At 68.8% G+C, this 22,306-nt stretch carries 15 protein-coding genes; 11 read left to right on the top strand and 4 right to left on the bottom strand.

The window, feature by feature from the left end; all coding sequences use genetic code 11:
* Positions 1-44: 44 nt before the first annotated feature.
* Both ACFQ27_RS06420 and ACFQ27_RS06415 read right to left on the bottom strand, forming a co-directional pair.
* Positions 45-1,319 carry an MFS transporter gene (locus ACFQ27_RS06420; protein WP_377353014.1) on the bottom strand — a complete coding sequence of 425 codons (1,275 nt, stop codon included), beginning with the start codon at positions 1,317-1,319 and terminating at the stop codon, positions 45-47.
* A gap of 65 nt (positions 1,320-1,384) precedes the next feature.
* Positions 1,385-2,212 carry a 2-keto-4-pentenoate hydratase gene (locus ACFQ27_RS06415; RefSeq protein WP_377353012.1) on the bottom strand — a complete coding sequence of 276 codons (828 nt, stop codon included), beginning with the start codon at positions 2,210-2,212 and terminating at the stop codon, positions 1,385-1,387.
* Between the two features lie 151 nt (positions 2,213-2,363).
* Here ACFQ27_RS06415 and ACFQ27_RS06410 point away from each other — a divergent pair, with 151 nt between their 5' ends.
* A complete protein-coding gene (locus tag ACFQ27_RS06410; RefSeq protein WP_377353011.1) occupies positions 2,364-3,734 on the top strand; it encodes a pectate lyase family protein in 1,371 nt (456 codons plus the stop codon).
* Between the two features lie 10 nt (positions 3,735-3,744).
* Here the strand turns inward: ACFQ27_RS06410 and ACFQ27_RS06405 are convergent, their stop codons facing one another.
* Complete coding sequence (locus tag ACFQ27_RS06405) at positions 3,745-5,223, bottom strand: UxaA family hydrolase (RefSeq protein WP_377353010.1); 1,479 nt, start codon at positions 5,221-5,223, stop codon at positions 3,745-3,747.
* A gap of 105 nt (positions 5,224-5,328) precedes the next feature.
* Between ACFQ27_RS06405 and ACFQ27_RS06400 the strand changes: the two genes are divergently transcribed.
* The 9 genes from ACFQ27_RS06400 (at position 5,329) to ACFQ27_RS06360 (ending at position 19,118) form a co-directional block, all read left to right on the top strand.
* Positions 5,329-6,402 (top strand): LacI family DNA-binding transcriptional regulator, encoded by a 1,074-nt coding sequence (locus ACFQ27_RS06400; RefSeq protein WP_377353009.1) that lies wholly within the window; start codon positions 5,329-5,331, stop codon positions 6,400-6,402.
* A gap of 114 nt (positions 6,403-6,516) precedes the next feature.
* Positions 6,517-7,962: a glucuronate isomerase gene (gene uxaC, locus ACFQ27_RS06395; protein ID WP_374344658.1), complete on the top strand. Its 1,446-nt coding sequence runs from the start codon at positions 6,517-6,519 to the stop codon at positions 7,960-7,962.
* Positions 7,963-7,986: 24 nt separating this feature from the next.
* Positions 7,987-8,832 carry a 5-dehydro-4-deoxy-D-glucuronate isomerase gene (gene kduI / locus ACFQ27_RS06390; RefSeq protein WP_374344656.1) on the top strand — a complete coding sequence of 282 codons (846 nt, stop codon included), beginning with the start codon at positions 7,987-7,989 and terminating at the stop codon, positions 8,830-8,832.
* A gap of 4 nt (positions 8,833-8,836) precedes the next feature.
* Entirely contained in the window at positions 8,837-9,592 is a 756-nt protein-coding gene (kduD, locus tag ACFQ27_RS06385; protein WP_374344654.1) for a 2-dehydro-3-deoxy-D-gluconate 5-dehydrogenase KduD, read from the top strand.
* A gap of 21 nt (positions 9,593-9,613) precedes the next feature.
* Complete coding sequence (ppc, locus tag ACFQ27_RS06380; RefSeq protein WP_377353008.1) at positions 9,614-12,298, top strand: phosphoenolpyruvate carboxylase; 2,685 nt, start codon at positions 9,614-9,616, stop codon at positions 12,296-12,298.
* Positions 12,299-12,405: 107 nt separating this feature from the next.
* Entirely contained in the window at positions 12,406-13,983 is a 1,578-nt protein-coding gene (locus ACFQ27_RS06375; protein ID WP_377353007.1) for a L,D-transpeptidase family protein, read from the top strand.
* 222 nt (positions 13,984-14,205) lie between these two features.
* Positions 14,206-17,073 (top strand): TonB-dependent receptor, encoded by a 2,868-nt coding sequence (locus ACFQ27_RS06370; protein WP_377353006.1) that lies wholly within the window; start codon positions 14,206-14,208, stop codon positions 17,071-17,073.
* 162 nt (positions 17,074-17,235) lie between these two features.
* The gene (locus ACFQ27_RS06365) at positions 17,236-18,249 is read left to right on the top strand and encodes a sugar kinase (protein ID WP_377353005.1); all 1,014 of its coding nucleotides are present in this window, start codon (positions 17,236-17,238) and stop codon (positions 18,247-18,249) included.
* Positions 18,250-18,299: 50 nt separating this feature from the next.
* Entirely contained in the window at positions 18,300-19,118 is an 819-nt protein-coding gene (locus tag ACFQ27_RS06360) for a TrmH family RNA methyltransferase (RefSeq protein WP_377353004.1), read from the top strand.
* 66 nt (positions 19,119-19,184) lie between these two features.
* On the opposite strand, the gene ACFQ27_RS06355 is transcribed toward ACFQ27_RS06360, so the two are convergent.
* On the bottom strand, positions 19,185-19,598 hold the full coding sequence (locus ACFQ27_RS06355; RefSeq protein ID WP_374344643.1) for a helix-turn-helix domain-containing protein: 414 nt from the start codon (positions 19,596-19,598) through the stop codon (positions 19,185-19,187).
* A gap of 268 nt (positions 19,599-19,866) precedes the next feature.
* Between ACFQ27_RS06355 and ACFQ27_RS06350 the strand changes: the two genes are divergently transcribed.
* Complete coding sequence (locus ACFQ27_RS06350) at positions 19,867-22,284, top strand: ATP-binding protein (protein WP_377353003.1); 2,418 nt, start codon at positions 19,867-19,869, stop codon at positions 22,282-22,284.
* Positions 22,285-22,306 lie beyond the last annotated feature (22 nt).

The raw sequence follows: 22,306 nt of genomic DNA, 5'->3' as shown, positions 1-22,306 counted from the left end.
TGGAGAAATTTTCTCCAGGGTTTCAGTACCACTCCAACAAGCGCCTAAAGCTTGGCGACGGGATCCATCTTAGGCGTCAGGACGTGGACCACGGCCAGGGCCAGCAGGTAGATGCCGGCGCAGACCGCGAAGATCGGGCCGTAGCCTCCAGCGGTCTCCAGCACCTGGCCCACGGACTTGGCCATGATCATGCCGCCCACGCCGCCCAGCATCCCGCCGATCCCAATCACCGAGCCCACCGCTGCGCGCGGGAAGACGTCGCCCGGCAAGGTGTAGAGATTGGCCGAGAAGGCCTGGTGCGCCGCCGCCACCAGCCCCACCAGCAGCGTCGCCAGCCACAGGTCGTGCACCTGGTTGATGAACAGATAGGGCAGGGTCGCCAGGGCGCAGACCAGCATGGTGATCTTGCGGGCGAAGTTCAGGCTGCGGCCCTGGCGCATCAACTGCGACGACATCCAGCCGCCGAACACGCTGCCCACGTCGGAGATCAGATAGACGATCGCCAGCACCAGGCCGAAGGTGGCGATGTCCAGGCTGAAGGTCTTCTTGAAGTAGTCCGGCAGCCAGAACAGCAGCATCCACCAGACCGGATCGATCAGGAACTTGCCCAGGGCGTAGGCCCAGGTCTCGCGCTGCGGCAGCACGCTCAGCCACCCCACCTTGGCCACCGGATCCGGCGGGTCCTGCTGGATGTAGGCCAGCTCTTCCGGCGTCACCTTCGGGTGCTGCTCCGGCGAGCGGTACATGACCATCCAGGCGATGATCCAGAACAGGCCGATGACGCCAGTGATGATGAAGGCCGCGCGCCAGCCGAAGGCCATCATGATCGCCGGCGCGAGGATGGGCGTGATGATCGCGCCGATGTTGGAGCCGGCGTTGAAGATGCCGGTGGCCAGAGCGCGCTCCTTCTTGGGGAACCACTCGGTCACCGCCTTGACGCCAGCGGGGAAGTTGCCGGCCTCGCCGACGCCCAGCGCCATGCGCACCAGGAAGAAGTGGCCCAGGTCCCGCGCGCCGGCATGGGCGATGTGGGCCAACTGCCAGATCACGAAGGCCACGCCGTAGCCAACCTTGGCGCCCACCTTGTCCACGAAGGCGCCGAACAGCAGATAGGCGATGGCGTAGGCCGCCTGGAACCAGAAGACGATGTCGGCGTAGTCGGTCTCGCTCCAGCCCAGTTCCTTGGACATGAAGGGCTTGAGCACGCCCAGCATCTGGCGGTCGACATAGTTGATGACCACGGCCGTGAAGAGCAGGCTCACGATCACCCAGCGGTATCGGCCGACCTTTGGGGACACGTGCGGTTCAGCGGTGCTCATGGCGGTCATCCCTTGGCGACTTTAGGGTTCAGCGGCCGCCGTCGCCTGGCGCCCGCCTTGGTCGACTAACTGGCCTGAGCCGGGACGGCTCGGCAACGGATCTCGCCGTAGCCTTCAAAGCGCACGGCGCCGGTCTGTCCGGCCTGGATCTCGATGATGCCGGCGGCGGCGCCGGTGCAGACATACTGGCCCGCCTTTAGCGGCCGTCCGCGGCGCGCGACGTTCTCGGCCAGCAGGCGCAGGGACGTGAGCGGTCCGCCGGGCAGGATGAAGGCGCCGCCCTGGCCCTTGACCTCGCCCTCGATCAGGGCTTCGCAGCGCAGCTCTTCCAGCGGCCGTTTGGCCCAGTCGGCGATCTCGGCGCCCACCAGCAGGCCGGCGTTGTTGCCAAAGTCGGAGACCACGGCGAGAGGGCCGATGACATTGATGTCGGGGAAGGGGCTGCTGGCCGGCTCCATGCCGATGTGCATCGCCCCCACCAGGCCCTTGGCCTCGTCCACAGTCCAGTCGAGCTTGTCGGCCGGCGCGTCGGTCCCGATGCGGACGACATACTCAGCCTCAATGGCCGCGAAGCCGCCGACGAAAACCGGAATGTCGGTGAGGTCGCCAGGGTTCACCAGGTGAAGCGCGCGGTTGAAGGTCGGTCCGAACAGGCGCGCGGCCTTCAGCGGGCCTTCATGCTCGGGCGGGACGCGGCCGACCTTCCAGCCGATCACCTCGTCGGGCCACATGGCGATGGCGGCGTCCTGGACCCGATAGGCGGTGGCCAGGTCCGCGGGCAGGGCGCCGGGAAAGCTCGGCAGGGCGGTGGCGGACAGCCGCGCGGCCACGAACCGTTCGGCGAGCCGATCCGCGGAAAACTCTTGCGCCCTGTCGGCGACCGTTACGCTCACGCCCGAATTCCTCCCCCCGCCGATCCACGTCCGGCGATCCATGAGTTGTCTGTAGAGGAAACCGGTGTCATTTTCAAATCAAGTCCCATTCGTCTCGCCCGGATCGGGCCGGGAGCGCATAGGGTTCAGTCAGGGAGCGGAGGAGCGCGTCATGGGCCGCAGGCTCGGTATCGGTTTTGGAGCGGCGGTGGCCGCGGGCCTGTTGGCGGTGTCCCCCGCGCTGGGGCTTTCGCTGAAGGCGGCTCCGGCGCCCGCCGTGACGGCGCCCCTGGCGTTTCCAGGCGCCCAGGGCTGGGCCGCCACGACGCCCGGCGGACGCGGCGGTCGGATCATCAAGGTCACCACCCTGGCCTCAGAAGGTCCGGGCTCGTTCCGCGAGGCCCTGGAGGCCAAGGGACCGCGGATCATCGTCTTTGAAGTGGGCGGGGTGATCGACCTCGACCGCAAGACGCTCAAGGTCGATGAGCCCTTCGTCACCATCGCCGGCCAGACGGCGCCGTCGCCGGGAATCACCCTGATCCGTGGCGGCATGGACGTTTCGGCCCACGACGTGGTGATGCAGCACATCCGCATCCGCTCCGGGGACGCCGGCCAGCCCAAGAAGAGCGGCTGGGAGGAGGACAGCTTCTCCACCCAAGGGGCGGCCTACAACATCATCGTCGACCACTGCACCCTGAGCTGGGCGACGGACGAGAACCTCTCGGTCTCGGGACCGCGCTTCACCGGCAAGACGCCGGACGAATGGCGCGCCGGCACCTCGCGCAAGATCACCTATTCGAACAACATCATCGCCGAGAGCCTGGCCTATTCGACCCACGCCAAGATCGAACACTCCAAGGGCTCGCTGATCCATGACAACGTCTCGGACCTTTTGATCATCGGCAACCTCTACGCCCACAACTATGAGCGTAACGCCCTGTTCAAGGGCGGGGTGCGGGCGGTGTTCGCCAACAACCTGATCTTCGATCCCGGCCAGCGGGCCCTGCACTACAATCTGCAGGCCGAGGAGTGGGGCGACCACGACTACCAGGTCGGCAAGATCACCGCCGTGGGCAACGCCCTGCGCGCCGGGATTTCGACCCCGGACCAGCTCGCCTTCTTCGAACTCGGCGGCTATGGCGACGTGGAATACTACGGCCGCGACAACATCGCCGTGGACCGCATCGGCCGTCCGTTGCCGCAGCTGGGCCGCTACACGACCTCGCCCGCCCGGATCATCGAGACCAAGACCCCGCCGACCTGGCCGCAGGGCCTGTCCCTGATGCCGGCGACGGAGGTCCAGAAGTCGGTGCTGCACAACGCCGGCGCCCGGCCCTGGGATCGGGATTATGACGATGTGCGCCTGCTGGCCGACGTGGCCGAGGGCCGCGGAACCATCATCGACAGCCAGGACGCCATCCACGGCTACCCGCATCCGAAGATGACGTACCGCACCTTCAACGACGCCGACTGGAACCTGGGCGACATGACGCCCAAGCGCCCGGAGGTGCTGGACAGTGGAGCCAAGGCCAAGGGGACCTGAGGCGCTGAGCCTATAGCGTCACGCCCCGTTTCCAGATCGCTATTTCCCGCTCGCCATTCTCCTCGGCCCGGGTCTGGCGTCCGGAGGCGGCGGCGAGGACGACGCGCATGAGGGCGTCGGCGGCGGTGTCCATGGACTGGCCGGCCGCGATGGTTCCGGCGTCGAAGTCGATCCAACGGGGCTTGCGTTGGGCGAGGCCGGAGTTGGTCGCGATCTTCAGGGTCGGGGCCGGGAAGCCCAGGGGCGTGCCCCGGCCAGTCGTGAACAGGATCACCGTCGCGCCCGCCGCCGTAAGGGCGGTTGAAGAGACCGCGTCATTGCCGGGCGCTTCCAGCAGCACCACGCCGGGGCAAGTCGCCCGGTCGCCATAGCGCAGCACCTCGGTCACCTGGCCCCGTCCGGCCTTCTGGACCGCGCCCAGGGATTTCTCCTCCAGGGTGGTGATGCCGCCCGCGATATTGCCGGGGGAGGGGTTCTCGCTGATCGGCTCCCCGTGGGCGATGAAATAGCGCCGGAAGTCGTCCACCACTTTGACGACGCCGTCGAACACCGCCGCGTCCGTGGCGCGCGCCATCAGCAGGCGCTCGGCCCCGAAGATTTCCGGGATCTCGGTCAGGATCGCCGTGCCGCCCGCGCCGGCGACCTTGTCGGCGATGCGGCCCACCAGGGGATTTGCCGTCAGGCCGGAGAACCCGTCCGAGCCGCCGCACTTCAGGCCGATGACCAGGTCCGAGACGGGGCAGGGCTCGCGGCGGTCCTGCTCGGCGACCGCGACCAGGGCCTCAACACAGGCCAGACCTTCCTCCAGCTCGTCCTCGCTCATCTGGGCGGAGAAGGCCCGCAGGCGCTCAGGCGCGACGCCTTCCAAGGTCTCCAGCAGGGGGCCGAGCTGGTTGCTCTCGCAGCCCAGGCCGACGATCAGCACGCCGCCGGCGTTGGGATGCCCCGCCAACTGGGCGATCATCTTGCGGGTGGCCGATAGGTCATCGCCTAGCTGGGAGCAGCCGAAGGGGTGGGTAAGGGCGATCACCCCGTCCACGCGGCCCGCGAAGCGCTTCGCGGCCGCCTCGGCGATGCGCTGGGCGGTGCGGGCCACGCAGCCCACGGTGCACAGGATCCAGATTTCGTTGCGCGTGCCCACCCGGCCATCGGTGCGGCGATAGCCCAGGAAGCTTGCATCCGAGCCGGCCAGCGGCTCCGGCGCTTGCGGCGCATAGGCGTAGTCCTCAAGGCCCTGCAGGGCGGTGGCCAGGTTGTGGCTGTGCACATGGTCGCCGGCGGCGATGTCCGCCGTCGCCCGGCCGATCGGCCAGCCGTACTTGAGGACCGGAGCTCCCTTGGCGATGGCGCGCAGGGCCAGCTTGTGTCCTGCCGGGATTTCGCCGCGGACCGTCACGCCGCCGGCCGAATCGCCGGGGGCCAGGGCGACCAGGGCGGTGGCGACGTCGTCGCGGGGATCGATGCGCAAAATCGCGGCGTCTTGGGTCATGACCTAGGTATGATACCGGTGTCAGGTATCGTGCAAGGCTTCCCTTGGCGCGGCCGACGGCGGCGGGCTATGTACGACGCCTGAAGAATAGGGACGGGTGGGCCTGTGGCGTCGCACGAAGAAGGTCCGGAGAGGAAGCGCAGGGCTCGCGCCCAGGACGGTGACGCCAAGCGCCGTCACACGATCAATGATGTCGCCCGCATGGCCGGGGTCTCCAAGAAGACCGTCAGCCGCGTCATCAACGCGTCCCCCTTCGTCAAGGAAGAGACCCGCAAGGCTGTCCTGGAGATCATCAAGGACACCGGCTACGTGCCGGATCCCCAGGCGCGCGGCCTGGCCTTCCGCCGCTCGTTCCTGATCGGGCTGATCTACGACAACCCCAATCCCCAACACACGGTCAGCCACCAGCAGGGCATCCTGGACGCCCTGAAGGGCACGGGCTTTGAGCTGGTGGTCCGCCCGGTGGACCGCTCCAGCCCGCGCCTGCTGGACGAGATGCGGGTGTTCGTCGAGCGCCAGAAGCTGTTCGGCGTGGTGCTGCCCTCGCCGGTCTCGGAAGACGAAGCCCTGGTGGAGCTGCTCAAGGAACTGGGCTGCAAGTACGTCCGCATCGCCTCGGTGCCCATGGACGACGCCTCCTGCATGGTGGTCAGCCATGACGGGCGCGGCGCGGCCGAGGCGGCCCGCCATCTCGCCGACCTGGGCCACAAGCGCATCGCCCTGATTTCGGGACCGCCCAGCTTCCGCTCCTCGGTGGAGCGGCGGCGCGGCTTTGAATCCGGCCTGGCCGAGCGCGGCCTGAGCCTGGACCCGGCCCTGGCCAAGCAGGGGGCCTATACCTACGAATCCGGCATCGCCGCCGCCCGGGAACTGTTCGAACTCAAGGATCGGCCCACGGCCATCTTCTGCCTGAACGACGAAATGGCCAGCGGCGCCTATCTGGCGGCGCGGGACGCGGGGCTGCGGATCCCCGAGGACGTCTCCATCCTCGGCTTTGACGACGCGCCTATCGCCGCGCGCCTGTGGCCGCCGCTCGCCTCGGTGCGCCTGCCGCTTCGGGACATGGGGCGGATGGCCGGGGAGATGCTGGTTCCCAACCCGCTGCGGGACACCCACGCCGACGCTCACGAGGTGCGCCCGGAGCTGGTGGTGCGGGCCTCGACCGCCAAGGTCGGCTGACCCAGGACCATAGATCGCGCTAAGCTGGCTTCGATCATTGCCCTTGGCGATGACACCGGTTACCATCGCGCCAAGTCGAGCGCTCGTCTCGCTGCAGGAAACGCCTCAGAGCCCATGACCCGCCCGCTGATCCTCAATGATGATCGCCTGTTTCCGGTCGAGGCCGGTGTCCGCGCCGTGGCCCGGCGGCTCTATGGCCTGGTGAAGGACCTGCCGATCATCAGCCCGCATGGTCATACCGATCCGGAGTGGTTCGCCACCGACGCCAGCTTCGGCAACGCCACCGAGCTGCTGCTGGCCCCGGACCACTATCTGTACCGGATGCTCTACTCGCAGGGGATCGCCCTGGAAGAGCTGGGCGTGCCGTCCAAGGACGGCCCGTCGAAGGCTGATCCGCGCGAGGCCTGGCGAGTGTTCGCCGCCCATCAGCACCTGTTCCGCGGCACGCCCTCGGCCATGTGGCTGGCCCACGTGTTTTCCTCGGTGTTCGGCTTCGAGGTGGCGCTGGAGGCCTCGACCGCCGACCTCTACTACGACGCCATCAACGACAAGCTGGCCACCGACGTCTTTAGGCCGCGCGCCCTGTTCGAGCGCTTTAACATCGAAGCCCTGGCCACCACTGAGAGCCCGTCCGACGACCTGGTGCATCATCGGGCGATCCGCGCCAGCGGTTGGGGCGGGCGGGTGATCACCGCCTATCGCCCAGACCCGGTGATCGACGCCGAGCACGAGCAGTTCCCCGAGGCCATGAGGCGCTTCGCCGAACTGTCCGGCCAGGATGTCTGGAGTTGGAAGGGCTATCTCGCGGCCCACCGCATCCGCCGCGCCGCCTTCGCAGAGATGGGCGCGACCTCCACCGATCACGGCCACCCGACCGCCGCCACCGCCGACCTGTCCGCGAGCGAGGCCGAGGCCCTGTTTAAGGTGATCGTGTCCGGAGCGGCGACGCCCGCCCAGGCCGAGCTGTTCCGCGCCCAGATGCTGACCGAGATGGCGGCCATGAGCCTGGACGACGGCCTGGTGATGCAGATCCACCCCGGCTCGTTCCGCAACCACAACGCCCGCCTGTTCGCGAGCCACGGTCGCGACAAGGGCGCCGATATCCCAACGGGAACCGACTATGTCCGGGCGCTGAAGCCGCTGCTGGACCGGTTCGGCAATGAGACGCGGCTGTCGGTGATCCTGTTCACCCTGGATGAGACGGCCTATGCCCGCGAACTCGCGCCCCTGGCCGGCCATTATCCAGTCCTGAAGCTGGGTCCCGCCTGGTGGTTCCACGACAGCCCCGAGGGCATGCGTCGGTTCCGTGAGCAAACCACCGAGACGGCGGGCTTCTACAACACCGTCGGCTTCAACGACGACACCCGCGCCTTCCTGTCGATCCCGGCCCGCCACGACGTGGCTCGGCGCGTCGACTGCGCCTTCCTGGCGCGGCTGGTGGCCGAGCACCGCATGGCCGAGGACGAGGCCGCCGAGCTGGCGGTCGATCTCGCCTACACCCTGCCCAAGCGCGCCTACAAGCTCGACCGGGCTCCCGCATCCCTGGCGCAAAGCGCCTGAAATCCATCCGACAAGGCTCAGATCATGTTCAAGAAAACCTATCACGCCACCCACCCGGACATGATGTGGGGCGCCGACAATGACGACCTGCGCGACCGCTACCTGGTCCAGGAGCTGTTCGTCGCCGGCGAGGTCAGCCTGAACTACAGCCACAATGAGCGCTTCATCATCGGCGGCGCCCAGCCGGCGGCCGCGCCCCTGAAGCTGCCGGTCCAGACCGAGCCGGAGAGCGCCAAGGGCCATCCCCTGCTTGAGCGCCGGGAACTGGGTGTCGTGAACGTCGGTGGTCCGGGCAAGATCACGGTCGACGGCCAGGCCTTCGACATGGCCCCGCGCGACGGCCTCTACATCCCGATGGGGTCAGTGGAGGTGGTGTTCGAGAGCGCCGACGCGGCCAACCCGGCCAAGTTCTACCTGGCCTCGACGCCCGCCCATAAGGTCTGCCCGATCAAGAAGATCGCCATCAGCGAGGCCAATCCGCTGGAGCGCGGCGCGCCGGAGACCTCCAACGAGCGCACCATCTACCAGTACATCATCCCCGGCGTGTGCGAGAGCGCCCAACTGCTGCTCGGCGTCACCTTCCTGAAGCCCGGCAGCGTGTGGAACACCATGCCGCCGCACCTGCATGACCGCCGCTCGGAGATCTATTTCTACTTCGACCTCGAAGGCGACAACCGCGTCTTCCACTTCATGGGCGAGCCCGACAGCATGCGCCACATCGTCATGGCCAACAACGAGGCGGTGATCTCGCCGCCCTGGTCGATCCACATGGGCGCCGGCACCTCGAACTACGGGTTCATCTGGGCCATGGGCGGGGAGAACCTCGACTACACCGACATGCACGTCCTCGACATCTGCCAGCTGAAGTAGGCCGATGAAGCTGTTCGATCTTTCCGGAAAGACGGCCATCGTCACCGGCGCCAACACCGGCTTGGGGCAGGGCATCGCCCAGGCCCTGGCCATGGCGGGCGCCGACATCGCCGCGGTGGGGCGCACGGCGCCGGCGGAGACCCAGAAGGCGGTCGAGGCTTTGGGGCGGCGGTTCGTGGCCATCTCGGCCGACCTGTCGTCCATGGAGCCGATCGGCCGGGTGCTGGACGAGACGATCGCGGCCTTCGGCGGGGTGGACATCCTGGTCAACAACGCCGGGATCATCCGGCGCAATGACGCGTTGGAGTTCACCGAGGACGACTGGGACGCGGTGATGGACGTCAATCTGAAGACGACCTTCTTCCTCACCCAGGCGGTGGCCAAGCAGATGTTGGCCCAGGGGCGTGGCGGAAAGATCATCAATGTCGCCTCGATGCTGTCCTACCAGGGCGGCATCCGGGTCGCGTCCTATACGGCCAGCAAGAGCGGTCTTGCCGGGATCACCAAGCTGCTCGCCAATGAGTGGGCGGCCAAGGGGATCAACGTGAACGCCATCGCGCCGGGCTATTTCGCCACCAACAACACCGAGGCCCTGCGCGCCGACGAGGGCCGCACGCGCGACATCATGGCCCGCATCCCAGCCGGCCGCTGGGGCGAGCCGTCGGACCTGGGCGGCGCGGCGGTGTTCCTGGCTTCGGCCGCGTCGGACTACGTCCACGGGACCCTGCTCCCGGTGGACGGGGGCTGGCTGGCCCGCTGACCTGATCCTGGGAAAGGCCTGATGCGTCCCGATCCCGCCCGCGACCGCTCCGACAATGTGCGGGCCAACCTGCGGCTGCTCGAAGGCCTGCTCGCCGAGGTCATTGACGACCTCGACGGCGAGGCCGCCGCCGGTCTGCTGGAGGAGGCCCGCCGGGCCGGGGAGGGCGACCGGCTGGCGGACCTGTTCCAGGGGCTGACCCTGGACCAGGCGGTGTTCCTGGCCCGCGGCCTGGCGGTCCAGGCCCAGCTGGCCAATATCGCCGAGGACGTGGCCGGCCTACGGGCGCCCGTCGAGATCGGCCAGGCCGCGGACGAGGCGCGGATTGCGACCCTCAGCGCCGCCGTTGACGCCCTGACCTACAACGGCCTGGACCGCGACGAGATCGACCGGCTGATGCGCGACCTCCAGGTCTCGCCGGTGCTCACCGCCCATCCGACCGAGGTCCGCCGCCGCAGCGTGGTCGAGCGCCAGTTCGAGATCGCCCGCCTGCTGGGCCTGCGCCGCCACGCCCTGCCGCCGGACCTGGACCAGCGCCTGCGCGACGACCTGTTCCGGGAGCTGGCCCTGCTCTGGCGCACCCGCCTGACCCGGCCCGAGCGCATCACGGTGGCGGACGAGATCCGCAACACCCTGGCCATTGTCTCCAACGCCATGCTGCCCGCCTTGGCGGAGCTCTATGAGAGCTGGGGGCGGCAGTTCCCGTCTGGGCCAGACTTCGGCAAGGTGCTGCAGCTCGGCTCCTGGCTGGGCGGCGACCGGGACGGGCATCCCGGCGTGGAGGCCGAGGCGTTGCGTGAGGCCCTGACCCTCCAGGCCCGGCTGATCTTCGGCTTCTACCTGACCGAGGTGCGCCGGCTGCGCGAGGACCTGTCCCTGGCCGCCGAACTGACCCCGGTGTCCGACGCGCTCCTCGCCCTGGCCGAGGCCTCCGGCGACGACAATCCGCACCGGCGGGACGAGCCTTATCGCCGGGCCCTGGTCGGGGTGGAGCAGCGGCTGACAGTGACCATGGACCGCCTGGGCGGCACGCGCTTCGGCGGTCAGGCCGAGGCCTATGCCGGTCCCGACGCCTTTATCGCCGATCTCGAGGTGGTTGCGGCCTCGCTGCTGGCTCATGGCGGGCGCCGCGTGGTGGGCTCGCGGCTGGCGTCCCTGATCGCGGTGGCCAAGGGCTGCGGCTTCCACCTGTTGTCCATCGACCTGCGCCAGAACGCCGATGTGCACGAACGGGTGCTGGCCGAGTTGTTCGGTCACGCCGCGCCGGGCCTCGACTATCGCGACCTGGACGAGGCCACCAAGGTCACCGTGCTGCTGGGGGAATTGGCCAATGACCGGCCCCTGCGCTCGCCCTTCGTCGCCTACACGCCCGAGACCCTGAAGGAGCTGGCGATCTTCGACGCCGCGGCCCAGGCCCTGTCGGCCTACGGTCCCCGCGCGCTGGCGTCCTACATCATCTCCAAGTCGGATTCGGTGTCCGACATCCTGGAGCCCTATGTGCTGTTCAAGCAGGCGGGCATCGCCTTTGGCGGCATGAAGCCCACCTCGCGTCTGCCGGTCACGCCGCTGTTCGAGACCATCGGCGACCTGGAGCGGGCGCCGGGGATCATCGCCGCCTGGCTGGCCATGCCCCAGGCCCGGTCCCTGTTGGGCGATCCGGCCCGCCAGGAAGTGATGCTGGGTTACTCGGATTCCAACAAGGACGGCGGCTTCTTCACCTCGCGCCGGGCCGCGACCCAGGCGGCCCAGGCCCTGGCCCAGGTCTGCGAGGACGCCGGCGTCGCCCTGCGCCTGTTCCACGGCCGCGGCGGCAGCGTCGGGCGCGGCGGCGGGCCGACCGGCCAGGCGATCCTGGCCCAGCCGCGGGGCGCGGTGCGGTCCCGCATCCGCCTGACCGAGCAGGGGGAGATGATCACCCGCCGGTTCGGTGACGCCCCTACCGCCCGGCGGAATCTGGAGGAGCTGGTGGCCGCGGCGTTGGTGGCCAGCGGCAAGGGCCGCGCGGCGGGTGAGGGGGACGATGATCGCTTCGCCCCGCAGATGGACGCTCTGGCGGCCGGCGCGTTCGCGGCCTATCGCGGCCTGGTCTATGAGGACGCGGCGTTCGAAGCCTTCTTCTGGTCCGCCACGCCAATCGCCGAGATCGCCGACCTGAAGATCGGCTCGCGCCCCCCGTCGCGCGGGGCCAGCCGGCGGATCGCCGACCTGCGGGCGATTCCCTGGGTGTTCTCCTGGTCCCAGGCGCGCTTCATGCTCCCGGCCTGGTACGGCTTCGCCTCTGGCGTTCGGGCTGCGGGGCTCAGCGCCGCGACCCTGCGCGAGATGGGGCAGGGTTCGGACTTCTTCGCGACGGTCCTGTCCAACATGGAGCTGGCCCTGGCCCAGAGCGACATGGACCTGGCGGGCCAATATGCGGACCTGTTTCCGGACCCCACTGCACGGGCGCGCATCTTCGACGCCGTGCGGCGGGAGTGGGAGGCGGCCTGCGAGCTGACCCTGGCCGTGAGGGGCGCGACCCGCCTGCTGCAGCTCCAGCCGGAGGTGGCTGACGCCGTCGCCCTGGGCCGTGTGCGCGTGGATCCGCTGAACCGGCTGCAGATCGAATTGCTGGCGCGCCGTCGCCGAGGTGAGGACGACGCCCGCCTTCGTCTGGGCCTGCACCAGACGGTGTCCGGCATCGCCGCGGCTCTGAGGTCAACAGGCTGACGCACCGGATTGGGGCGAGAAGCGGCGCCCCTGTGGCGCGAGTGGTCTAGCGGGATCGTTAACCCTGTTCCATGGTGGCGGAGCACGGGGGACGCATGGCGGCACGGATGAAGAGCGGAAAGGGCGGCGGGGGCAAGCGCTCTAGCCCGGCCAAGCGCGTCACGCGTCGTGGTTTCAACGGCTGGGCCCTGGGCCTGGCGGTCGGTGCGCCCCTGGCGGTGGCCGCCCAGCCCCCGCGCCAGCCGCCGCCGGCGGTCGATCCCTTTGTGCTGCGCCAGGCTGTCACCGACGGTCGGGTGCGCCGTTTCTACGCCCGCAGGGGCTGGACCGCCGCCTGGACCGAGGATCAGGCCTTCGCCCTGACCATGGCCTTGGACGGCGCTCCCCGTCACGGCCTCGACGCCGAGGCCTTCCGTCCGCCGCAAGGGGGATGGGGCGATCCCGCCATGCGCGAGGCGGCCCTGACCCTGACCGCCATCGCCTATGGCGAGGCGCTGTCCAGGGGCATCATCGACCCCGTCAGCCTGCATGCGATCTATACGCTGGAGCGCAATACGGTGGACGTGGTGGGCGGCCTCGACCGCGCCCTGTCCCGCGGCGAGGTGGCCGCCTGGCTGGACAGCCTGGCTCCGCGTGACCCTGAGTATCTCGCCCTGTCCGCCGCCTATCTGAAGGTGCGTGACGAGATGACTTTGCCGCCCAGCCTGGCGGTGACGGGCGGGCCGGAGGTCGGGCTCGGCGACTATGACGGCCGTGCGCCGCGGGTGGCGCAGAAGCTGATTGACCGTGGGCTGATGGCCGGGTCGGCCGGCCAGGACGTGAAGATCACTCCGGCGATGGTCGAGGGGCTGAAGCGGCTGCAGGCCGCCCACGCCCTGCCGATCACCGGGCGGCTGGACCGGGCGACGGTCGCGGCCCTGAACATCGACGCCGGCGACCGGGCGCGGAAGCTGGTGCTGAATATGGAGCGGCGGCGTTGGCTCAGCCGCGAGGTGCCGGCCACGCGGATCGACGTGAACACCTGCGGCGCCACCTTCGCCTACATCGAGAACGGCGGGGTCGACTGGGCCGGGCGGGCCGTCTGTGGCAGTCCGGGCCGGGCCACGCCGAACCTCGGCGGCGTGTTCTCGAACCTGGTGGTCAATCCGCCCTGGAACGTGCCGCCGTCGATTGCGCGCCGGGAGATCCTGCCGCGCGGGCTCGGCTATCTGCGGCGTTCGGGCATGTACCTGACGGGCGGGCGCGTGGTGCAGCGGCCGGGTCCGAACTCGGCCCTGGGGCAGGTCAAGTTCAACATGGTGAACCCCTACGCCATCTATCTGCACGACACCCCGGCCAAGGCCCTGTTCGCGACGTCCACCCGGCACAAGAGCCACGGCTGCGTGCGGGTCGAGAACGCCGTGGACTTCGCCCGGCATCTGGCGACCAAGACCGGCCGCGAGGCTGAGTTCGAGGAGGATCTGGCCTCGCGCCAGACCCGCGTCGTCGAGCTGGGCCAGCCGGTTCCGGTCCGGCTGCTCTATCACAGTGTCGCCGTCGACGACGCCGGGCAGGCGGTGTTCCTGGACGACCCCTATGGCTGGGACGCCAAGCTGTCGCTGGCCCTGGGGCTTGGGACGCTGCGCAGGACCTCACAGGTTCAGACCGCGACGCCTGAAGAGGGTACGGCCCCGCTCGGGCCGTAATTTCGCAACACTCCACGCAGAATGGCGCCAAGAGCCGGTCGCGCGTGACGCGACCGGGCTTGCGAACGTGTCGGAACCATGTCACCTAATTGTTGATACCGGTGTCAACGCGGTCTGTCCGTCAGTGACACCGGTGTCAAAACGGGGAAACGCGAGGCGGCGTCCTTCTGGGGGCGCGTCGAATCTGGCGATAGGCCAGTCGGTCTCGCAAGGGAGGGACATATGGTCCGTTATCGCTCTACGCATGCTCGCGCGCTGTTCGCCGGCGCATCCCTCGCGGTTCTCGGCATGGCCGCGGCCGCGCCGGCCGTCGCCCAGGACAAGGGCGGGGCCGAAGTCGAAGAGCTGGTGGTCACCGGCTTCCGCAGCAGCCTGCAGGAAGCCCTGGTCCTGAAGCGGGACTCGGCGGTCGCCGCCGACACGATCCTTGCGGAAGACATCGGCAAGTTCCCCGACCTCAACCTGTCGGAATCCATCCAGCGGATCTCTGGCGTCGCGATCACCCGCGACGGCGGCGAGGGCCGCAACATCTCCGTCCGTGGCCTGGGCGCCCAGTTCACCCGGGTCCGGATCAACGGCATGGAAGCCCTGACCACCGCCGGGGGCTCGGACGCCTCGGGCGGCACCAACCGTGGCCGCTCCTTCGACTTCAACATCTTCGCCTCGGACCTGTTCAACTCGATCACGGTCCAGAAGACGACCTCGGCCGAGACCGAAGAAGGCTCGCTGGGCGCGACGGTGGATCTCGCGACCGCCCATCCGCTCGACTACAACCACTTCACCTTCGTGGCCTCGGCTCAGGGCAGCCACAACGAGCTGTCCGGCGACACCAGCCCGCGCGCCGCGGCGATGATCGCCAACACCTGGGGCGACGGGACCTTCGGGGCCCTGCTGTCGGTGGCCTATTCCAAGCGCAACCTGCTGGACGTCGGGACCTCGACCGTCCGCTGGGCGCCGGGCACCTCGTTCTCGCCGGGTTTTGATGCGGTGAACAACGCCGCCGGCCTGCCGACCACGGTCAACGCGGCCGCCGCGGCCAACAACGCCGCCCTGCACCCGCGCTTCCCGCGCTTTGACCGCTACGACCAGGAGCAGGAACGCCTGGGCGCCACCCTGTCCCTGCAGTGGAAGCCGTCGGACCAGACCCTGGTGACCTTCGACGCCCTCTATGCGGACCTGAAGAGCAACCGCGAAGAGACCTATCTGGAGGCGCCGTCCTTCAGCGTCGGCGGCGCCTGCACGGCCGCCAACGTGAACACCAGCTGCGGCATCGCCGACACCAATGTCCTGTCCTCGACGATCAATTCGCAGGGCGTGATGGTCGCCGGGACGTTCAATGACGTCGATCTGCGGGTGGAAGACCGCTACGACGAACTTGAGACCAAGTTCTCCCAATACACCTTGGATCTGAGCCACGAGTTCAGCGACAGCCTGCGCCTGCACGCCGTGGCCGGCCACTCCAAGTCGGACCACAACAACCCGGTCCAGACCACCCTGACCTTCGACCAGTTCAACGTCGACGGCTACAGCTACGACTACACCAAGGGCCGGGTGCCGCTGATCACCTACGGCACCGCGAACCTGAACAGCCCGTCGGCCTGGGCCCTGACTCAGGTGCGCCTGCGGCCCCAGACCGCGGTCAACACCTACGACACCTTTCAGAGCGACGTGACCTTCGACCTCAGCGACAACCTGACCCTGAAGGGCGGCGTCTCCTGGAAGAAGTACGACTTCGAGACCACTGAGCTGCGCCGCTCGATCGGCACCACCACCAACCAGGAAACCGTGATCCCGGCCGCCGTCGCCGCGATCCCGCTCAGCAGCTACTACAAGATCGTCAACTTCCCGGCGGATGGCCTGGGCCTGCCGGCGGGCAACGTGTCCTCGTGGCTGGCGCCGAACTATCAGGTCGCCCAGAGCCTCCTGCAGCTGAGCGATCCCACCGCCTTCGGCGGCGCCTGGAAGCTCGGCAAGGAACCGTCGCTCGGCAACAACCGCGGCGTCTCCGAAGAGGACAAGAGCTGGTTCGTCCAGGGCGACTTCAAGGGCGACGTGCTGGGCGTTCCGGTGCGCGGCAATGTCGGCGTCCGCTATGTGAAGACCCAGCAGGACTCCAGCGGTTACGCCTATCTCTCGGGCGCCCCGGTCGCGGTCAGCGCCAGCCGGACCTACGACGACACCCTGCCGTCGGCCAACCTGGTCATTGAGCCGACCGATAACTTCCTGATCCGCATGGCCGCGGCCAAGACCATGTCGCGTCCCGACCTGGGCAGCCTGACGCCCGGCGCCACGGTCAGCGTCTCCGGCGCGACCCGCACCGTCTCGGCCGGCAACCCGAACCTCGATCCTTTCCGGGCCAAGGCCTATGACGTGTCGTTCGAGTGGTACTACCAGCCGGGCGCCCTGGTCAGCGTGGCCCTGTTCCAGAAGGACATCGACAGCTTCGTCCAGACCCTGTCGACCACCACCACCTTCACCGGCAACCCGTTCGGCCTGCCCGACAGCGTCGCGGTCGCCGCCTGTGGCGCGACCTCGGGCTGCAGCCCGTCGGCGACCTGGGCGTTCACGACCCCGGTCAACACCCCCGGCGGCAAGCTGAAGGGCTATGAGATCAGCTTCCAGCAGCCGCTGAAGTTCCTGCCGGGCCTGCTCTCGAACCTGGGCGTGCTGGCCAACTACACCCGCGTGGAGTCGGACATCGACTACTACGCGACCGTAGGCGGCGTGGTGACCAAGGTCGCCACCGAGCAACTGACCAACCTGTCCCAGACCTCGTACAACCTGACGGTCTATTATGAGGACGAGAAGTGGAGCGCCCGCGCCTCGGCCGCCTATCGCGACGGCTACCTGACCCGCGTCCTGGGCCAGGAGAACACCGCGGTGGCGCCGGTCGCCTATGACGGCACCAACGAGACGTTCAACGTCGACGCCTCGATCACTTACACCCTGAACGACCACCTGAAGTTCTCGCTGGAGGGGGTGAACCTCACCGACGAGTTCCAGGACCAGTTCAACGGCGTCCAGAACCTGCCGACCTTCTATCACCACACCGGTCGTGAGGTGCTGTTCGGGGTCCGTTACACCTACTGATCGCCGGCGCCCGCGCCCGATCACGACAAGGGCGCGGCGGAATTCGAAGTGAAGGCCCGCCAAGGGCCAGGAGAGCACTGACAGACGCGTCGGCCACCCGCCGGCGCGTCGATTTCTGTAAGGACGCGCGCTAGTCTTGGCGCGTCAGTGGGGGAGGGGGCGATGAGCGCTCGCATCGTCTGTTTCGGTGAAGTGCTGGTCCGGCTGTCGGCGCCGGACAACGAGGTGCTGCTGCAGAGCGCGCGGCTGAACACCTGCTTCGGCGGCGCCGAGGCCAATGTCGCCGTATCTCTGGCCCGCTTCGGTCACGCCTCGGCCGTGGCCGCCGTCCTGCCCGACAACGCCATCGGCCGTGCGGCGCGCGATGAACTGCGCCGGCACGGCGTTGATGTCAGTCGGCTGGCCTTCGCCGCCGGCCGCATGGGGCTCTATTTCCTCACCCCTGGCGCCGGGCAACGGCCCTCGCAGGTGCTCTATGACCGGGCGGACAGCGCCTTCGCCCGCGCGGCGGGGGAGGTGGACTGGGACCGCGCCCTGGCTGGGGCCGAGTGGCTGCACGTCTCCGGGGTCACGCCCGCCATCGGGCCCGCCACCGCCGAGGCCGCCCTGAAGGCGGTGCGCGCCGCGACGCGCCTGGGCGTGAAGGTGTCGATGGACGGGAACTACCGGGCGAGTCTGTGGGCGGCCTGGGACGGGAACGCCCCGGCCATCCTGTCAGAGATGCTGTCCCACGCCGCGCTGCTGTTCGGCGACCACAGGGACATTGGCCTGATCCTGGGCCAGGCCTTCGAGGCCGGTGACGCCGAGCACCTGCGCCGCCAGGCCGCCGATGTCGCCTTCGCGGCGTTCCCGCGCCTGCAGCGCCTGGCCTGCACCGACCGCGTCCAGCACAACGTCAACCACCACGACCTGACCGGCTTCATGCTCGACCGGGGCCAGACCTGGCGTTCGGCGCCCCGCAGCCTCAATCCCATCGTCGACCGGATCGGCGGCGGCGACGCCTTCGCCGCGGGGGTCCTGCACGGCCTGCTGAGCGGCCTGGATGAGGACATCACCCTGGACTTCGCCGTCGCCGCCGCGGCGCTGAAGCACGCCATTCCCGGCGACTTCAACCTGGCGACCCTGGCCGAGGTTGAGGACCTGCGCACCGCCGAAAGCCTCGACGTCCGGCGCTGACGCGGTCTGGGCGGGCGTGTAGAAGCCCGGTCTCTGCGGGAGCTTGCGGCTTGGTCCAGTTCATCACCATCGACGATCCCACCGACCTGCGGGTGGCCGGCTACGCCCAGGTGCGCGAGCGCGACCTTGTGGGCCGCCACGGCCTGTTCATGGCCGAGGGCGAGGTCGTGGTTCGCATGCTGGCGACCAGTCGGCTGTGCGAGCCGGTGTCCCTGCTGCTCGCGCAGAAGCGGGTCGAGGCGCTCTCTGACAGCCTGGCCGCCCTGGCCCCGGAGGTTCCCGTCTATGTCGCGGGGCAGGCGGTGATGGACGCCCTGGTCGGCTTTCCCATTCATCGCGGCATCCTGGCCCTGGGCAGGCGCCGCGCGACGCCGACCGCTTGCGAGATCCTGGCGGGCCTGGGTCCTGAAGCCCTGATCCTGGTGCTCTATGGGATCGGCAACCACGACAATATGGGCGGGCTGTTCCGCAACGCTGCGGCCTTTGGCGCGGACGCCGTGCTGCTCGACGCGGATTGCTGCGATCCCCTGTACCGCAAGGCGATCCGAGTGTCGGTGGGCGCCAGCTTGATCACTCCCTTCGCCCGGCTGGAGCGCGATGAGGACCTGGCCGGCCTGCTGGAGGCGGCGGGGGTGCGTTCCGTGGCCCTCAGCCCCGCAGGGCAGGGGACGCTGGCCCAGCTGTCCCGCGCGCCGCGCATGGCCGTGTTGCTGGGCTCGGAAGGGCCGGGGCTGCCGGCTGACGTCCTGGCGCGCACGCGCACGGTCGCGATCCCGATGGCGGCCGGGTTCGATTCCCTCAACGTAGCGACAACGGCGGGGATTGTGCTCCACCACCTCGGCTTCATGGCCGAGCGGGAAGCAGGCTGAGCCGCGCTGACCGCGGCTCCAGCCCTGGCGTTCCGGCGTCCCGTCCCCCTAGGACGCCGTCAGGCCTTAGCGCGAGCGGCGAACCGGGGCGTCGCCTGCATCCTCGATGAGGGAGCGGGTGAGATTCAGGATCGCGGTGCGCAGGGCCGGCTGTTGAACGCCGGCGAAGGCTTCCAGGAGTTGGACAGCGCCGGGCACAGCCAGCTTCTCGAACAGGGAGGCGTCGCCTTGCTGCGGCTCAGCCGTCTCGCCGACCAGTTCGCCGACGGTCGTTTCCAGGCGTTGGGCGATCCGCACCAGCATGGAAGCGGACACGCGGTTCGCGCCGCGTTCGTACTTCTGCACCTGCTGGAAGCTCACGCCGAGGTGTTCGGCGAGGGCGGACTGCGAAATCCCGAGCCACTTGCGACGCACCCGAATGCGATGCCCCACGGCAATATCAATGGGGTCCGGCCCCATGTCTTCAAAACTCTCGGCCACCGATTAGTCCTTGAGGGGACGCGCCCAAGTGCGCGCTCGGGGCTTCTTGCACAGGCGAAGACGGAATCGCTAGCCCTTTGTAAGCACAGGGACATCAGGACGCGGTGTAGAGTAAATTTTTACCCGAAACGGGGAACTCGCTCGCTCGGGTATGGGCCGGATTCAAGCCGCGTGGCGCCGCTCGCGGTTGTGTCGGGCGCTTCAATGCAGCCTTAACTTCATCCCTTCATGGTGAAGCCTCTCGCATTCGTGCTTCACGGGGGGCGACATGGCCGGCGATCAGACGCCCGCGCCCCTGGGCCAGGAGGGGCCCTTCGGACTGGGGCTCACCCAGGCCGCCTGCGATCGCGCCACGCGCCTGGCGCGCACCCTGTTCCCGGGCGCCGACGCCCAGGTCGTCCTGCAGCAGGACGGGCAGATCTGGCGCAGCCGCATGGGGCTGGGCCACGCGGTGGACGATGTCGCCGCCCGCATCGCCATGGAGACCGGCGAGCTGGTCTGGGTCGAGGACGGCCGTCTGGATCCGCGGTTCGCTGAAAATCCCCTGGTGGTCGGACCGCCCGGCCTGCGGTTCTACGCCGGCGCCCCGCTGCAGCTGGCCAATGGCGAAACGCCCGGCGTGCTGGCGGTCTATGGGTCTGAGCCCAGGGCCTATGACGCGAGCCTGGCCGCCCGTCTCGAAGACCTGGCCGCCTTTGTCGCCGACGAGTGGGTGCGCAGCCAGGCTGACCTGGCGCGAGAACAGAACCGCCGCGAGCGCGACGCGGTCACCGAGACCCTGAACTCTGTCCTGCGGGTCGCGCCAGTGTTCCTGGTGCTGATGGACCGCGAGATGCGGGTGCTGGGGTGCAGCGGCCGTTGGGCCGAGCAGTTCGGCCTGACGGCGGAGGCCGCCCAGGGGCTGACCCTGGGCGAGATCGCTCCAAGCCGCTTCGACCGCTGGCGACCGTTCTATGACCGGTGCCTGGCCGGTGAGACCATCCGCGCCCCGCAGTTCGCCTATGAGCGGCCCGATGGCGAAACCGGCTGGCTCTCCGCAGAGCTGACGCCCTGGCGCGACGCCAATGGCGAGATCGGCGGCATTCTGGTCGGCAGCCACGACATCAGCGAAATGGTCGAGGCCCTGCGGCGCAGCGAACGCTCCGAGGAGCGGCTGACCCTGGCGCTCGAGACGGCCGACATCCACGTCTACGACATCGACTACGAGCGGGGGGAGCTGTTCAAGGCCGGCCTCGAGCAGCGGTTCTTCGGCGAGGAAAAGACCTTCGAAGGCCTGCGCGACGACATCTGGTCGACCATCCATCCCGACGACCAGCCCCGGGCCAAGGCCGCGTGGATCCGCTATCTGAAGCATGGGGAGCCCTATGCGCCGGAGTATCGGATCGCCCGCGCCGATGGCGCGGTGGTGTGGGTGGTCTCCACCTGCCGACTGATCACCAATGAGGCTGGGGAGCCGGTTCGCCTGATCGGCGCCCTGCAGAACATCACCCATCGCAAGGAAGCCGAGCGGGCCCTGGTCCAGGCCAAGGACGACGCCGAGGCCGCCAACCGCGCCAAGTCGACCTTCCTGGCCACGATGAGCCATGAGATCCGTACGCCCCTGAACGGCGTGCTGGGCATGGCCCAGGCCATGGCCGCCGAGGGCTTGCCGGGCCCGCAGCGGGAGCGGCTGGATGTCATTCGCCAATCCGGCGAGACCTTGCTGGCGATCCTGAATGATGTGCTGGACCTCTCCAAGATCGAGGCCGGCAAGCTCGAACTGGAAGAGGCCGAGTTCGACATGGGTGAACTGGCCCGTGGCGCGCACGCCGCTTTCAGCGCCGTGGCCGGCAAGAAGGGTCTGGACTTCACCCTGACCGTCCAGCCCAACGCTCAGGGCGTCTATCTGGGGGACTCCACCCGCGTCCGCCAGATCCTCTACAACCTGGTCTCCAACGCCCTGAAATTCACTGAGCGCGGCGAGGTACGGGTCTGCGTGGAGCGCACCCAGGACATCGTGCGGATTTCCGTCGCCGACAGCGGCATCGGCATCGCCCGCGACCGCCTGCAGAGCCTGTTCCAGAAGTTCGTCCAGGCCGACGCCTCGACCACCCGTCGCTATGGCGGCACAGGTCTGGGGCTGTCGATCTGCCGAGAGCTGGTCCAGCTTATGGGCGGGGCCATCGCCGTGGAGAGCGTGCAGGGGCGTGGGACCACCTTCCGTGTCTCGCTGCCGCTGGAATGGATCTCCGCGCCCGAGGCGGAGGCGTCGCCGGCGCTGCAGGCTGTAGGCGAGGTCACGCCCGTCCAGATGCGGGTGCTGGCGGCCGAGGATAATGAGGTCAATCAGCTGGTTCTGCGGACCCTGCTGAACCAGGCCGGGATCGAGCCGGTCATCGTCGACAGCGGCCGCAAGGCGGTGGAGGCCTGGGCCGAGGGCGAGTGGGACGTGATCCTGATGGACGTCCAGATGCCGGAGATGGACGGGCCGACCGCCACCAGCCAGATCCGCGCGCGCGAACTGGTCGAAGGTCGCCGCCGCACGCCGATCATCGCGCTCACCGCCAACGCAATGGCGCATCAGATCGTGGAATACCGGGCCGCCGGCATGGACGGGTTCGTTGGCAAGCCCATCGAGGTGGCCCGCCTGTTCGCGGTGATCCAGCAGGTGCTGGACGAGAGCAGCGAAGACAGTCGCGCCGCCTGAGCGCTATCCCCACTGTCGCCTT

This window comes from Phenylobacterium conjunctum (assembly GCF_042679085.1).
Classification (GTDB): Bacteria; Pseudomonadota; Alphaproteobacteria; order Caulobacterales; family Caulobacteraceae; genus Phenylobacterium; species Phenylobacterium conjunctum.
The sequence above is the reverse complement of the archived record's forward strand: the minus strand, read 5'-3'. Positions and strand labels throughout refer to the sequence as shown.